Below are 13,368 nucleotides of genomic sequence, written 5' to 3' on the forward strand. Positions count from 1 at the left end.
ATGTATTTTTAATTAATAAAAAAACTCTCCCCAATTTCTATGGGAAGAGCTATATATTTAATGTCTAAACATTACTTTTATTTATTATGAAGGAATTAGAATCCCCAAGCACCTAAACCTTGTGCTTTGTATGCTTTAACAGCTGCGTTGATTTGTTGGTCAACAGTGTTTGTCGGACCCCAACCTGGCATAGTTTGGAATAAACCTGAAGCACCTGATGGGTTGTAAGCATTTACTTGACCATTTGATTCACGAGCGATGATTGCAGCCCATGTAGAAGCTGAAACACCAGTACGTTGAGCCATGATTTGAGCTGCTGATGAACCAGTAGCACCTGCAGTATTACCATTGCTTAATCTCACTGAACTTGAAGTAGTTGAAGTGCTGTAGTTATGGTAAGTTGGAGCTGAAACAGCTTCAACGTTTGAGTTACTTGATTGTGCATTGTAGCTTACTGATTGTACATCTGAACCTTGGTTGTATGAAGTAGTGTAGTCTGCACCTGCAACGTTTGAGAAACCAGCAGTTTGACCATTAGCTGCTTCATAGCTCCATGACCATGTAGTACCATTTGAAGTAAAGTTATATTGGAAACCATCTTTTACAAAGTGGATGTCATATGCACCATCTTTGATTGGAGCTGCATTTAATTGATCTTGGTGATTATGCGCTAAGTCAACTAAGTGTGCTTGATCAACGTTTACTTCAGCAGCGTGTGCTTGATGTCCTGTACCTGCTGCGTAACCTGTTACACCTAATGCCACTGCTAATGATGATGCCATAATTGTCTTTTTCATAGTAAAAAATCCTCCAGTAATAATTGTAAGTTTATGTTTTTAGTAATTATATTTTGAATTTGAATGTCGTAGTGCAAGTTTAAATTGTCTTTTATTTCTTTCAACGGTACTCACTATATCACAAAAAACCAGCCAGTAAATTACACTTTCTTTACAAAACATTACAATATCAAGTGTTATTTGTAATGTTGAAATATGGCTGTTTTATACTGTAATGTGAAATATGTGCCCTTTAGAATCCAATCAACCCTTGAAATAGTCTTTAACACATAAGATTTTTACTATATTTAGCTCAACTATTACAGCTTTCGTAATATTACAGATTGTATTTTTGTTACATAGCTGTAATATATCTGACATGTAACTTCTCTTATTTTCGTACATTAAACGCAATTAAAAAGCAATCAACACATATGTTTCTGCACATGTATTGATTGCTATTATTGTTGTATATTCAAAGTTTTAAAACACACATCTTTTGTGAATTATCTTATCTTTTATAAGCACAAATAAACTGCAACTCAATTATATTGCTAAACTTTATTCTCGCAATTCACAATAACATTAAATAATTTTTGGTCTAATATTTTCAAAAAACATACTGTCCTTATCCCATGAATTTAAAAATATCATTAGTATATAAACGAAACACTTTACGATAAATGATATCTGCAAGCCAAGCTGTTACAAATGGCACAACAAAGAACGCTACTACAATTAGTAAGACACTCAACCAAGCAGAATCAACCTCCATAAATTTAAATGCATTAATCGGTCCTACCATTCCTATAAAACCAAATCCAGCTGATTCTTTCGTTCCATGAATACCTACTAATGCTGATACCAAACCTGATACAATGGCTGTTGTCAATATTGGTAACATAAGAATTGGATATTTCACCATATTAGGTATCATCATTTTAACGCCTCCAAAGAAGACGGATAACGGCACCCCTAAACGATTCACTTTACTTGTACCAATTATCAATACTGCTTCAGTCGCGGAGATACCAATTGACGCTGATCCAGCTGCTAAACCTGTAATACCTATCGCAAAGGCAATGGCCACAGTTGATAGTGGCGAAATAATAATAAGACTAAATACCATTGAAATCAAAATACTCATGACAATCGGTTGTAATTCTGTAAAACCATTAACCATATTACCGATGGCTGTTGTAATCATTTTCGTATACGGCAATATTAAAACACCAATTGCACCAGAAATACCGCCAACAACTGTTGGGAATACAATCAATGCCATACTACCTACACGATGTTGAATAAGTAAAATGAACAACACTGCAATCGCTGCTGTAATCATTGTATTAATTAAATCACCAATACCCGTAATCATCCAAGCACCATTTTTAAACTGCGCTGCACCGCTTCCTACATATGCTGCACTTGCCACAACAGCAATTGCTAATGGCGATAGGTCAAATTTCATGGCAACCAATGCACCAATCAAAGCAGGTACTGTAAATTGAATTGCAACGACAACGCCTAATAACGTTTTAAAAATCGGATGATAATCCATAAAGTATTTAAAAATTTCTCCAAGTATCGCATTAGGAACTAAACCCGCAACAATACCTATGGCGACACCTGATAAAACTCTAAATATAAAATCTTTGGGTGTAATTGTTTTAATTGATGTCATAATATCATCCTTCCATTTATGTATATACATCTGTATGCAAATAATAAAGAGCCTTAAGTTATAAGCTGCCACTAGCTTAAATTCTAAGATGTGCATGCCGATGTTGTTATATTTAGGCTAGCAGTATCATCTATAACTCAAGACTATGAAAAATAGTATATCACAAAATTCTGAATTTTTAGATAAAGAAATTGGCAATTTTTCAAACATATTGTTACAATACACTTTTATTTTATCTTCATTTTTAAAATCCATTAATACAATAGAAGAAAGACATTCAAATGCTTACCAAAAAGGTACATTATTTGTTAGGAGCGTATCAACACTTACATATCATCAACACAATTGACAATATAATAGAAGATACTGATAATAAGTGTTAAAACAACAGATGTTAGGTAGTGAACAAATGATGGAAAGTAAATCCATAGATCCAAGAATCGTTAGAACCAAACAATTGCTTGTCGATGCTTTTCTTAAAATTTCTAGAGAAAAGAAATTATCTCAAATTACAGTTAAAGATATCACTGATATTGCTACGCTAAATCGTGCAACATTTTACGCTCATTTCACTGATAAAGAAGACCTCCTAGACTACACATTATCTGTAACCATTTTAAAAGACTTGAATGATAACTTGAGCATTTCTAATGTCATTAATGAAAAGGTGCTGCGTAATATTTTCATTTCAATTGCGAGTTATATCAAAGATGCTGCAAAGTCTTGCGAATTAAATAGTGAAGCATTTTGCAACAAAGCACATCAACGTATTAATAATGAATTAGAAGATATTTTTGCGATTATGTTAGAAAACAGCTATCCGGAGCATCAACGAGATATCATTGTAAATAGTGCGAGTTTTTTAGCAGCTGGTATCTCAGGCTTAGCATTACATTGGTTTAACACGAGTCAAGAGACAGCCGATGTGTTTATCGATCGCAACCTTCCATTTTTAATTCATCATATAGCACATTTTTAATAAAACTTGGTATTTAGTCATGCATCTTGAAATCACTATGTGACTTAGGTTCATACTTGTACACACAATAAAATTTAACATATTACGATTGATTAGCCGTGTCTAGGACATAAATCAACGTCCTATACTCTACAATGTCATATTAGCAGTCGTTAACTGAATGAAAATAAGCTTGTCATTAAAACATATAGATTTTAGTGACAAGCATTTTTGTTTTTGCGTACTTAAACAACACTTCAGGCAATATGTTGTTTAGGCAACAAATGATATGTGCGTGTTTATTGGCAAACGTACGACATAGTAGTATAGTATGTCTAAACAACATATGTTGCATAGTTGATATGCGTTGTTTAAATACTAAGATAGGAGGGATTGACGTGAGCGAGACAGATGAACCTCAGGGGTTTGAACGCACGCATAATATATTAAATATTAATCAGAGTAGTCTGGGTGTAGTGACATACATTACAAATAAATTAAAGTCGACGTTGAAGCAACACATAATAATTGCTCGTGGTAAAAAGCGAATCGACTATCGACTGTCGTATAACTTTTACACTACGTATTATGATAATGTAGAAATCAAGAAAATCGACTGTGAATATACCTATGCTATGCCCATTGCAATTTTAATAAGACACACGATGTCATTCGACAATGCTCATTTCTTTGCTCAGTTACGTCATCCTGTCTTATAAAACAACATTGCAGACATGTATATCAAACGACACTTCAATAACATCACTTTGCCATCGTACTACTATTAAAATCGTGTCTCAAACCCCTTATTTTAATTCCAAAAATCTGCTGGTCAAAAGACCGAGAAACTAAAAACATTACTGGATGTGTTGATAAATTATCTTATAGAAATAAACTCAAAATATATCAACACTTGATTCTAAGGAGGATATGACAATATGAAAATTTTAGATAGAATTAATGAACTTGCAAATAAAGAAAAAGTCCAACCACTTACTGTAGCTGAAAAACAAGAACAACATGCATTGCGTCAAGACTACTTAAGTATGATCCGAGGACAAGTATTAACAACATTTTCCACAATAAAAGTGGTTGATCCAATCGGTCAGGATGTCACACCAGATAAAGTTTATGATCTTCGCCAACAATACGGTTATATTCAAAATTAATATTTGCTCACGAGGTATTGCACTTAAGGTGCCAACTGACCTCATAAACAAAGCCCATACTGATTGAAGACACTAATGTGTCCAGGCTGGGACATAAATCAATGTTCTATGCTCTACGAAGTTATATTGGCAGTAGTTGACTGAATGAAAATGCGCTTGTAACAAGCTTTTTTCAATTCTAGTCAACCTTGCCGGGGTGGGACGACGAAATAAATTTTGCGAAAATATCATTTCTGTCCCACTCCCACATTAAACTTCATCTCTGTATGGGCTTTTTATTTATTCTTTTGAGAATTTCATTTTAGCAGACTAAAAAATTAAAATGGTGTCCATCAAGATCTTTGAACATTGCACCATAAAACCCTTGGCTTACTGTTGGTTCTTGAACGACTGCGCCACCCGCTTCTTTCACTTTATTCACCAACTGGTCAACTTCTTCATTTGTGTTCACACCTAGAGAAATCATCACTTCATTTGGTTCAGTATTAAGGCTTTGCTGACTTACATTTTGAAAATGCTTGTTTTCTATTAAAATTACGGTTGTTTGACCTATTTGAATACCGACCATTTTATCTAACATTTGTGGGTTTCTATTTATTTTAAATCCTAACGCTTTATAAAACTGTGCGCTCTTTTCTAAATCTTGCACATGCAAATTAAACCACATTGATTGAATCATGATTGCACCCCATTCATTACTTATTATAGTTTTGGACTTTAAGCCAATCACTTAATGATAATCTTGTTGGATTTATTTCAGCCATTAATTCAAAGTCTACTTCATAACCTTTTTCTTCCAACCATTGCTTTTCTGCAACACCACTAACAAATTCTCCTTCTATAACAGTAGATTTACCTGTCACTTCACTAAAAATTGTTGCTGCTTCACTTAATGTAACTTCATCGGAACCAATCTCTATTGATTGATGCGTAAAGCTTTGTGGATGTGCAAAAATATACGATGCAATTTTAGCTATATCAATAGAAGAAATCATTGTGAATTTTATATTCGGATTAATAAATTCTGGTAATGTAATACGTTCATCTTCGACTTTAGCAATGCGTAAAAAATTATCCATAAAGAATGATGGTTTGATAACTGTTGCATTTATATTAGATTCCATTAATCTATTTTCTATTTTTGCTAGTACTTCAAAGTGTGGGCCAGTTCGATTTCGATTAACCCCTCCCGCAGTACTATACACAATATGTTGAATATTTTCTTGCTCAGCTATTTCAATTATCTTCATACCTTGTCTTAATTCTTCGCTAACATCATCTTTAACGATTGGCTGAATACTGTATAAGCCATACTTCCCTTTCATCGCTGATTGCAAACTAACATTATCACTCAGATCACCTTCAACGATTGATAAATGCGGATGTCCTATGTCTGAAAGTTTACGATTATTCTTATTTCTAGTTAATGCACTTACATACCATCCATCCTCTAACAACTGTTTTACAACTGCATTACCTTGCTTCCCTGTTGCGCCTATTACTAAAATATCTTTCATTTTAGATCCACTCCTCTTTTTATCTTAAAAACCAATAGTCCTCTTTTTCACCTTTTAAATACGTATATGGTTCTGGTGTTTGTCCATTTCCTTTAATATTGTCGTTTATTACATCTCTGACATCCCATACTAAATGAATAAATCGTTGTAATTGATGACTAAAAATGCCTAGTGGCGCTGTCATAGCTAATACTTTTTCCACATCTTCTGTAGTGACATTCAGTTTTTCAGCAATCATTTGAACCGATAAGGTAGATTCTTCAAAATGTGCTTGCAACTCTTCAGCTGTGATGCGTCTTTGCTCTTTATTTAAAGACATTATCAACACTCTTTTCTTTTATGATATTTAATAGTTATTGCAAATTCATTGCTAACTTTCTTAACACGTTTTATAATAAACGGATAGTTATCCGTTTGTCAATTTTAGAGAATTTTAAGTAGGTGTAATCATGCGAAAAGATGCAAAAGAGAATAGACAACGAATTGAAGAAATAGCGCACAAACTTTTTGATGAAGAAGGCGTTGAAAACATTAGTATGAATCGTATTGCTAAAGAACTAGGTATCGGTATGGGGACATTGTATCGACATTTCAAAGATAAAAGCGATTTATGCTACTACGTCATACAAAGAGACCTTGATATTTTTATCACTCATTTTAAGCAAATTAAAGATGACTATCATTCTAATTATGAGGTTATGCAAGTGTCGTTAGATTATCTTTTACAATTTAAAATCGATAATAAGGCACTACTGCAATGTATTGAAGCAGGCAACAATAAATTACGTTTTTACCAAAGCGCATTTTATCAAGAATTATTTGATTTTTATTATGACTTATTTAAAAGCGATGACGACACTTACACGAAGTTCAAAACAGATATGCTGTTGCAATCATTATCAACTAGTGTATTTGCCTTCCAAATAGAGCATCGCCATATTTCAATTGAAGCGTACAGAAATTATTTATTAAACATTTATTTAGATGAGGTGGAACGTAATGACTAAAATTGTGTTAATCACAGGAGGCAATAAAGGGTTAGGCTATGCAAGTGCAGAGGCACTTAAAGCATTGGGTTACAAAGTTTATATAGGTTCTCGGAATGATGTAAGAGGACAACAAGCATCACAAAAATTAGGTGTTCATTATGTACAGTTAGATGTTACAAGTGACTACTCAGTCAAAAATGCTTATAACATGATTGCTGAAAAAGAAGGCCGTCTTGATATCCTCATTAACAATGCAGGTATATCTGGTCAATTTTCAGCACCTTCCAAATTGACACCTCGTGACGTTGAAGAAGTATATCAAACGAATGTATTCGGTATCGTACGAATGATGAATACATTCGTCCCTCTCTTAGAAAAATCTGAACAACCTGTTGTCGTCAACGTATCAAGTGGTTTAGGTTCATTTGGAATGGTTACAAACCCCGAAACAGCTGAATCTAAAGTGAATTCATTAGCTTATTGTTCGTCTAAATCGGCAGTAACAATGCTAACGCTACAATACGCTAAAGGATTACCTAACATGCAAATCAATGCTGCTGACCCAGGCGCTACAAATACTGATTTAGTTGGTGATTTTAGTAATAATTCCAAACACGTTTCTGAAGGAATCAAGCCAATCATTCAATTAGCAACGATTGGTGCAGATGGCCCAACAGGTACATTTATTAATGGCGATGGAGAAATGCCTTGGTAGATCAATTTTATGTTACAAACATTGAAATTAGAGGTATATAAAAAATGCTTCTGCAATAGATGCAATATACATGCAAAACAATATGGAGGCGAATTAAATGAAAAGTATTACGTTTGAAGAACATTATGTCATTGAAGATATTCAAAAAGAAACGATGAATGCGATATCAGCAGATCCTAAAGGTGTACCGATGAAAGTAATGTTAGAAGGCCTTGAAAAAAAGACAGGTTTTACAAATGCCGACGAATTATCACATCATGATGAACGTATCCAATTTATGAATAATCAAGACGTTCAAATTCAAGTCTTATCTTATGGAAATGGATCTCCTTCAAATTTAGTTGGTCAGAAAGCCATTGAATTATGTCAAAAAGCAAATGATCAATTGGCAAACTATATTGCCCAATATCCCAATCGCTTTGTAGGCTTTGCAACTTTACCTATCAATGAGCCTGAAGCCGCAGCGCGAGAATTCGAACGTTGCATCAATGATTTAGGATTCAAAGGTGCGCTCATTATGGGACGTGCACAAGATGGTTTTCTTGATCAAGACAAATATGACATTATTTTCAAAACAGCTGAAAATTTAGACGTACCGATTTATCTACATCCCGCGCCAGTTAACAGTGACATTTATCAATCATACTATAAAGGAAATTATCCTGAAGTAACTGCGGCAACATTTGCTTGTTTTGGTTATGGTTGGCACATTGATGTCGGAATTCATGCAATACATCTAGTATTATCTGGCATTTTTGATCGTTATCCAAAGTTAAATATGATTATTGGACATTGGGGTGAGTTTATCCCATTCTTCTTAGAACGTATGGATGAAGCTTTATTCGCTGAACATTTGAACCACTCTGTAAGCTATTACTTTAAAAATAGTTTTTATATCACACCAAGTGGCATGTTAACGAAGCCACAGTTTGATTTAGTCAAGAAAGAAGTAGGTATTGATAGAATTCTTTATGCTGCTGATTATCCATATATTGAGCCTGAAAAATTAGGTGTATTTTTAGATGAACTGGGTTTAACAGATGAAGAAAAAGAGAAAATAAGTTATACAAATGGTGCTAAATTATTAGGTTTATCATCTAACAATTAACAAATGGAGGTCATTGAATATGGAAACTTTAGAATTACAAGGCGCTAAATTACGATACCACCAAGTCGGACAAGGACCCGTGCTCATCTTTATTCCTGGTGCAAACGGTACCGGAAACATTTTTCTGCCTCTTGCAGAACAGTTAAAAGACCATTTTACTGTTGTAGCCGTTGATCGTCGTGATTATGGAGAAAGCGAGTTAACTGAACCACTCCCTGATTCCGCTTCAAACCCTGACAGTGATTATCGTGTCAAACGCGACGCACAGGACATTGCCGAACTTGCAAAGTCATTAAGTGATGAACCTGTCTATATATTAGGTTCAAGTTCAGGTTCAATCGTTGCGATGCATGTGTTAAAAGATTACCCTGAAGTCGTTAAAAAGATTGCATTTCACGAACCACCAATTAATACATTTTTACCAGACAGTACTTATTGGAAAGATAAAAATGATGACATTGTGCATCAAATTTTAACAGAAGGCTTAGAAAAAGGTATGAAAACATTTGGTGAAACATTAAATATCGCACCAATTGATGCAAAAATGATGTCTCAACCTGCTGATACTGAAGAAGGACGTATAGAACAGTACAAACGTACGATGTTCTGGTCAGAATTTGAAATTAGACAATATACGCATTCAGATATTACTTTGGATGATTTCACAAAATACAGCGATAAAATCACCCTACTAAATGGGACAGATTCTAGAGGCTCCTTCCCACAAGATGTTAACTTTTATATAAACAAAGAAACTGGCATACCTATTGTAGATATTCCAGGCGGTCACTTAGGTTATATTCAAAAACCTGAAGGCTTTGCTGATGTATTATTAAATATGTGGGGTTAATTGATCGTTCTCTAATAAAACAGCTTGGACAGTTTTCAAATTATATTTGATGGCTGACCAAGCTTATTTTTGTTTACGTTTAAACGTTCAAATCAACTCGTTATTATACATGAAGGCATGTTAACCATTCTCTTCCACTGAAAACACTACTGTTCCAAACATTGATAGTCTTCTTTTGAAATACCCTTTCCGATAAGCACCAAATATTCTGGCACTTTTTTTGAAAATGCTACAGGTGTTAATTCATATTGGCCTTGTGTAAATTGAATGAGATACGTATGTGTGGTGTCTTCAAATGTCATAAACCCTTTCAACCTATAAATATGAGACGGAAGGCATGCTAAACGTTTTATAAACTCTGCTTTAGTACATGTGACTGGTGATTGCACAAATTGATGATTTATTGTTTTGTGTAATGATTCATGTTTATTGTCAGAAGTTGCTGTCATTTGTCTAACTGATATTGGCAAAGTGACGCTGCCATGCATACCGACTTGTATATCGGCCTCTGGGTTAATAACTTCTAAATCTTTCAATAGTTTGCTCGTTGTTTCAACATCTGCTGAATCTATTTTATTAACAAATAAGACAGAACAATATGCTAATTGCTCATAAAATAAGCCTTGGATGTCTTTAGGGAATGATTTAATGTGTTTATACATGCTTGCGTCTATTACACCAATCATATGTGTAATTGTTGTAAACGGAGCTAAAATAGGCGTTAAACAAGCATCTAAGACAGAGACTGGTTCTGCAATCCCACTACATTCAATAAATACAATGTCTGGTTGCTCTTTTAAATATAATTGATGTAACTGTTCTGATACATCTGCTTTCATTGCGCAACAGATACACCCCTCTGTCAGTTCACTTAAAGGTATGTCTTCAGATACTAAGGCACCATCAACACTCATTTTCCCAAATTCATTCATGATGACTGCTGGTTTCAGCGATTCCTTTAATGATTCAGCGAGCAAATGATTTAAGACAGTCGTTTTACCGCCACCTAAAAACCCACCTATAATAACTATTTTCATCTGCGACTCTCCTCTTATACTTCATATGAATAGCATATTCCAAGATAGATCTCCTATTGACTGACATGACTCTATATTCAGTTATAGTTCATTTTTTTAAATAATCAGCATTACTATTTTAACAATGATGCCTACACCAATAACTAAAGACAATGATGTCACCATTTGCTTTCCAATTAATTTTAGTGCTGACTGACCACCTAAATGTTTCAAAAGCATCGTCATTGTGACCGAGCACGCTGTAAATGTTGAACTAAAAAACACAAGTAGTAGTAACTGTGTTGCTGTCATTCCTTGTAATAAGGCGCCTTGATGCAAATTAAACAAGAGCATGCCGTCTTTTCGAATCATTGAAAATAAAATCCCTGGTGACAATTCTGAAGAGATGCCTAATAACGATAATATAGGTGTAAATATTTGTGATAAAACATTCAAAATTGGCGTTAGTGATAAAATACTAACAATAAGACAGATTGTGATAAAAATAGGTAGCGCTTGAACGATAAACATTTGTATATTTTGCCACATTTGTAGCAACATTTGACGTATATTTGGCATATGTAATTGCCTATCATAAGGTAGCGGAACACTAAGTTGTTGATCATTCTTTTTCAACCATATCCTATTATGTAAGATGCCACCTAAAAGTACTAATATTAAGTACGGCATAAATAGCCATGACTTTCCAGCTACACTAAAAATAGATAATGTCGCACCTATTTGATAACTACAAGAACTACCAAAGCTTATTAAACTCATACACTGTGTCTTCGTGCAGGTATGGCATTGGTGTGCTGCTTGTGAAATAGCTGCTGCATTACATCCAAATCCTTCTAATAGTGGCACGATATCATTACCTTGTAATCCGATCCATAACATTGACGGTTCAATTGCCCATATCATCCATGATTTGAGTCCTGTTTGATCAATTATTGCAGTTGATAAACTAATTAATATTACAACCGGCAATGCCCATACGAGCGAATATGTTCCAAGTGATAGCACACCATAATCACCAAATAATATATGCTGTAATATATCGTGATTGAGCAATGTTGTTTGAGTTAAATATTCTATCCATGCTGATACATACTGATTTTGAAACCAATCTGAAAATTGATAAGCGATACCAATTGGCAATGCAAACATTAAAAATATCAACAACCAGGCTAAAAATGTCGCACTTATTTTAGGTCTTAAATGTCGTCGCTCATGTTGAAATAGTGTCAATTGTTCTATCACATGTTCACTCGCTATAGGCGAAGAAACTACACTTTCTGCCAATGAAATATCTAATTTCTGTTTTATGATTAATAATCTTAATTTCGCTTTTTCTGTTGCGGTAAGTTTATCCGCATGGCTAATAACCAAATAATGAGGTTCATGAGGTATGGGCGTATAATGCCCAGTTCTCATATCATATTTCACTTCTAACATGTGCATGACACTTCACAACATGAATAATCATCTAAATACATTTGATTTTTTTGGTAATTTTCAATGACCTCTTGTTTAGCTGGTAAGCCTTCCCGCTGTGTTAAAAGATGGGCAAGTACTGCAAATCGCGCTCTGAATTTATAGATATAGCATAATTTGGCATTATCATTTTCAACTGTTGCACCAATCATAAAAATATTCGGATAACGTGTCGATTCATCATGTGTTGTTAATTTAATATCTTGATTTGTTGTCACAAATAATTGTTGAACGATTGGATTTTTTGTTGCATCAAAGCCAGTTGCTAGTATTGGTTCATGAGGCGTATGCACACTTTGTCCGCTATCAAAACTGATATGATACTGTCCATTGTTAAAATCAATATCTTTAACTGTATAATGTACATTCATTTCGATGCGAGCACCTTGCTTAATGACATTACCTAGTCGCTGACGTGTATAAGGTGACAATCTAACACTAGGATCAGCATCCGGATCATTTAAACCGGTTGTGCTAGTATAAAGTGCGATGTCAGAGCCATTTTTTGCAAGTTGATATGCAGCATCAAAGCCACTTTCATTACCTCCGATAACCACATATTGCCCCTTATTAAAGTTATCAAAGTCTTCAATTTCACTATAATGAATACCATATTTAAATGGCTTTTTAGGGAAATTATAATCACCTGTTGCGACAAAGATATAATCCGCGTGATATGTCTCTGTTGTCGTTGCAATCGTATAATATGCATCATCTGCAGATATATTTGTGACAACTGTATTTTCAAAGATATTCAGCTCGTAATGGTTGGCAACCACTTGTAAATATTCAGCATATGTTTCTCCGGAAATATGTTCTTCATTAAATGTAAATGCTGGTGAAGTATCCATGGAAATTGCATTCATATCAGGCATGCCAAATCCATTAGACGTAAATGATGGCGTGATCGTACGGGTCGATTTCGGCCAATGTTTAAATGAATGTCCTACTGTTCCTTTTTCTAAAATAATGACATCTGTTATACCGAAATCTTTTAAGGTAATGGCCATACCTATACCTGCAGCACCGGCACCGATAATAGCCACTTTATGATGTTGCATATTAACACTCCCTCAATGATCTATTTCA

At 34.4% G+C, this 13,368-nt stretch carries 16 protein-coding genes; 7 read left to right on the plus strand and 9 right to left on the minus strand.

The features are described 5' to 3' along the window. Positions 1-95 precede the first annotated feature (95 nt). The 3 genes from isaA to NSS86_RS11835 form a co-directional block, all read right to left on the minus strand. Complete coding sequence (isaA, locus tag NSS86_RS11825) at positions 96-797, minus strand: lytic transglycosylase IsaA (protein WP_000751263.1); 702 nt, start codon at positions 795-797, stop codon at positions 96-98. Positions 798-1,404: 607 nt separating this feature from the next. Next, a complete protein-coding gene (locus NSS86_RS11830; RefSeq protein ID WP_000200684.1) occupies positions 1,405-2,460 on the minus strand; it encodes a PTS transporter subunit IIC in 1,056 nt (351 codons plus the stop codon). A 126-nt stretch (positions 2,461-2,586) separates the two neighbouring features. Then, complete coding sequence (locus NSS86_RS11835) at positions 2,587-2,685, minus strand: hypothetical protein (protein WP_223181132.1); 99 nt, start codon at positions 2,683-2,685, stop codon at positions 2,587-2,589. A gap of 184 nt (positions 2,686-2,869) precedes the next feature. Here NSS86_RS11835 and NSS86_RS11840 point away from each other — a divergent pair, with 184 nt between their 5' ends. From NSS86_RS11840 to NSS86_RS11850, 3 genes are all read left to right on the plus strand, one after another. Then, on the plus strand, positions 2,870-3,439 hold the full coding sequence (locus tag NSS86_RS11840) for a TetR/AcrR family transcriptional regulator (protein WP_001789900.1): 570 nt from the start codon (positions 2,870-2,872) through the stop codon (positions 3,437-3,439). 197 nt (positions 3,440-3,636) lie between these two features. Continuing rightward, positions 3,637-4,137 carry a hypothetical protein gene (locus NSS86_RS11845; RefSeq protein WP_001795157.1) on the plus strand — a complete coding sequence of 167 codons (501 nt, stop codon included), beginning with the start codon at positions 3,637-3,639 and terminating at the stop codon, positions 4,135-4,137. 219 nt (positions 4,138-4,356) lie between these two features. Beyond that, the gene (locus tag NSS86_RS11850; protein WP_000697134.1) at positions 4,357-4,587 is read left to right on the plus strand and encodes a DUF896 domain-containing protein; all 231 of its coding nucleotides are present in this window, start codon (positions 4,357-4,359) and stop codon (positions 4,585-4,587) included. Positions 4,588-4,888: 301 nt separating this feature from the next. Here NSS86_RS11850 and NSS86_RS11855 read toward each other — a convergent pair whose 3' ends face one another. The 3 genes from NSS86_RS11855 to NSS86_RS11865 are packed head-to-tail and all read right to left on the minus strand — an operon-like array spanning position 4,889 to position 6,423. Next, positions 4,889-5,266 (minus strand): VOC family protein, encoded by a 378-nt coding sequence (locus NSS86_RS11855; RefSeq protein WP_000616225.1) that lies wholly within the window; start codon positions 5,264-5,266, stop codon positions 4,889-4,891. Between the two features lie 16 nt (positions 5,267-5,282). Further along, the gene (locus NSS86_RS11860; protein ID WP_000651837.1) at positions 5,283-6,104 is read right to left on the minus strand and encodes an NmrA/HSCARG family protein; all 822 of its coding nucleotides are present in this window, start codon (positions 6,102-6,104) and stop codon (positions 5,283-5,285) included. Between the two features lie 19 nt (positions 6,105-6,123). Then, entirely contained in the window at positions 6,124-6,423 is a 300-nt protein-coding gene (locus NSS86_RS11865) for a DUF2316 family protein (RefSeq protein ID WP_000055856.1), read from the minus strand. Between the two features lie 130 nt (positions 6,424-6,553). On the opposite strand from NSS86_RS11865, the gene NSS86_RS11870 reads away from it, so the two are divergent. The 4 genes from NSS86_RS11870 (at position 6,554) to NSS86_RS11885 (ending at position 9,766) form a co-directional block, all read left to right on the plus strand. Beyond that, entirely contained in the window at positions 6,554-7,111 is a 558-nt protein-coding gene (locus NSS86_RS11870; protein ID WP_001224187.1) for a TetR/AcrR family transcriptional regulator, read from the plus strand. Next, complete coding sequence (locus NSS86_RS11875; RefSeq protein ID WP_000161829.1) at positions 7,104-7,808, plus strand: SDR family NAD(P)-dependent oxidoreductase; 705 nt, start codon at positions 7,104-7,106, stop codon at positions 7,806-7,808. The genes NSS86_RS11870 and NSS86_RS11875 overlap by 8 nt, the downstream gene beginning before the upstream one ends. A gap of 97 nt (positions 7,809-7,905) precedes the next feature. Beyond that, on the plus strand, positions 7,906-8,916 hold the full coding sequence (locus NSS86_RS11880; RefSeq protein WP_000836421.1) for an amidohydrolase family protein: 1,011 nt from the start codon (positions 7,906-7,908) through the stop codon (positions 8,914-8,916). Between the two features lie 19 nt (positions 8,917-8,935). After that, complete coding sequence (locus NSS86_RS11885; protein WP_000448918.1) at positions 8,936-9,766, plus strand: alpha/beta hydrolase; 831 nt, start codon at positions 8,936-8,938, stop codon at positions 9,764-9,766. A gap of 146 nt (positions 9,767-9,912) precedes the next feature. Here the strand turns inward: NSS86_RS11885 and NSS86_RS11890 are convergent, their stop codons facing one another. The 3 genes from NSS86_RS11890 to NSS86_RS11900 form a co-directional block, all read right to left on the minus strand. Further along, positions 9,913-10,803: a GTP-binding protein gene (locus NSS86_RS11890; protein ID WP_000706515.1), complete on the minus strand. Its 891-nt coding sequence runs from the start codon at positions 10,801-10,803 to the stop codon at positions 9,913-9,915. Between the two features lie 96 nt (positions 10,804-10,899). Then, entirely contained in the window at positions 10,900-12,240 is a 1,341-nt protein-coding gene (locus NSS86_RS11895; RefSeq protein WP_000895182.1) for a nucleoside recognition domain-containing protein, read from the minus strand. Then, complete coding sequence (locus tag NSS86_RS11900; protein ID WP_001163746.1) at positions 12,234-13,340, minus strand: NAD(P)/FAD-dependent oxidoreductase; 1,107 nt, start codon at positions 13,338-13,340, stop codon at positions 12,234-12,236. Before NSS86_RS11900 ends, NSS86_RS11895 begins: the two co-directional genes overlap by 7 nt. Between the last annotated feature and the right edge of the window lie 28 nt (positions 13,341-13,368).

The sequence above is a fragment of the Staphylococcus sp. FSL W8-0056 genome, assembly GCF_037963075.1.
GTDB lineage: Bacteria > Bacillota > Bacilli > Staphylococcales > Staphylococcaceae > Staphylococcus > Staphylococcus aureus.

What these genes read in the sequence shown, in the direction of transcription:
- isaA (WP_000751263.1), bottom strand. Translation starts at nt 797, where the DNA reads ATGAAAAAGACAATTATGGCATCATCATTAGCAGTGGCATTAGGTGTA.
- NSS86_RS11830 (WP_000200684.1), bottom strand. Translation starts at nt 2,460, where the DNA reads ATGACATCAATTAAAACAATTACACCCAAAGATTTTATATTTAGAGTT.
- NSS86_RS11840 (WP_001789900.1), top strand. Translation starts at nt 2,870, where the DNA reads ATGATGGAAAGTAAATCCATAGATCCAAGAATCGTTAGAACCAAACAA.
- NSS86_RS11850 (WP_000697134.1), top strand. Translation starts at nt 4,357, where the DNA reads ATGAAAATTTTAGATAGAATTAATGAACTTGCAAATAAAGAAAAAGTC.
- NSS86_RS11855 (WP_000616225.1), bottom strand. Translation starts at nt 5,266, where the DNA reads ATGATTCAATCAATGTGGTTTAATTTGCATGTGCAAGATTTAGAAAAG.
- NSS86_RS11860 (WP_000651837.1), bottom strand. Translation starts at nt 6,104, where the DNA reads ATGAAAGATATTTTAGTAATAGGCGCAACAGGGAAGCAAGGTAATGCA.
- NSS86_RS11865 (WP_000055856.1), bottom strand. Translation starts at nt 6,423, where the DNA reads ATGTCTTTAAATAAAGAGCAAAGACGCATCACAGCTGAAGAGTTGCAA.
- NSS86_RS11870 (WP_001224187.1), top strand. Translation starts at nt 6,554, where the DNA reads ATGCGAAAAGATGCAAAAGAGAATAGACAACGAATTGAAGAAATAGCG.
- NSS86_RS11875 (WP_000161829.1), top strand. Translation starts at nt 7,104, where the DNA reads ATGACTAAAATTGTGTTAATCACAGGAGGCAATAAAGGGTTAGGCTAT.
- NSS86_RS11880 (WP_000836421.1), top strand. Translation starts at nt 7,906, where the DNA reads ATGAAAAGTATTACGTTTGAAGAACATTATGTCATTGAAGATATTCAA.
- NSS86_RS11885 (WP_000448918.1), top strand. Translation starts at nt 8,936, where the DNA reads ATGGAAACTTTAGAATTACAAGGCGCTAAATTACGATACCACCAAGTC.
- NSS86_RS11890 (WP_000706515.1), bottom strand. Translation starts at nt 10,803, where the DNA reads ATGAAAATAGTTATTATAGGTGGGTTTTTAGGTGGCGGTAAAACGACT.
- NSS86_RS11895 (WP_000895182.1), bottom strand. Translation starts at nt 12,240, where the DNA reads ATGTTAGAAGTGAAATATGATATGAGAACTGGGCATTATACGCCCATA.
- NSS86_RS11900 (WP_001163746.1), bottom strand. Translation starts at nt 13,340, where the DNA reads ATGCAACATCATAAAGTGGCTATTATCGGTGCCGGTGCTGCAGGTATA.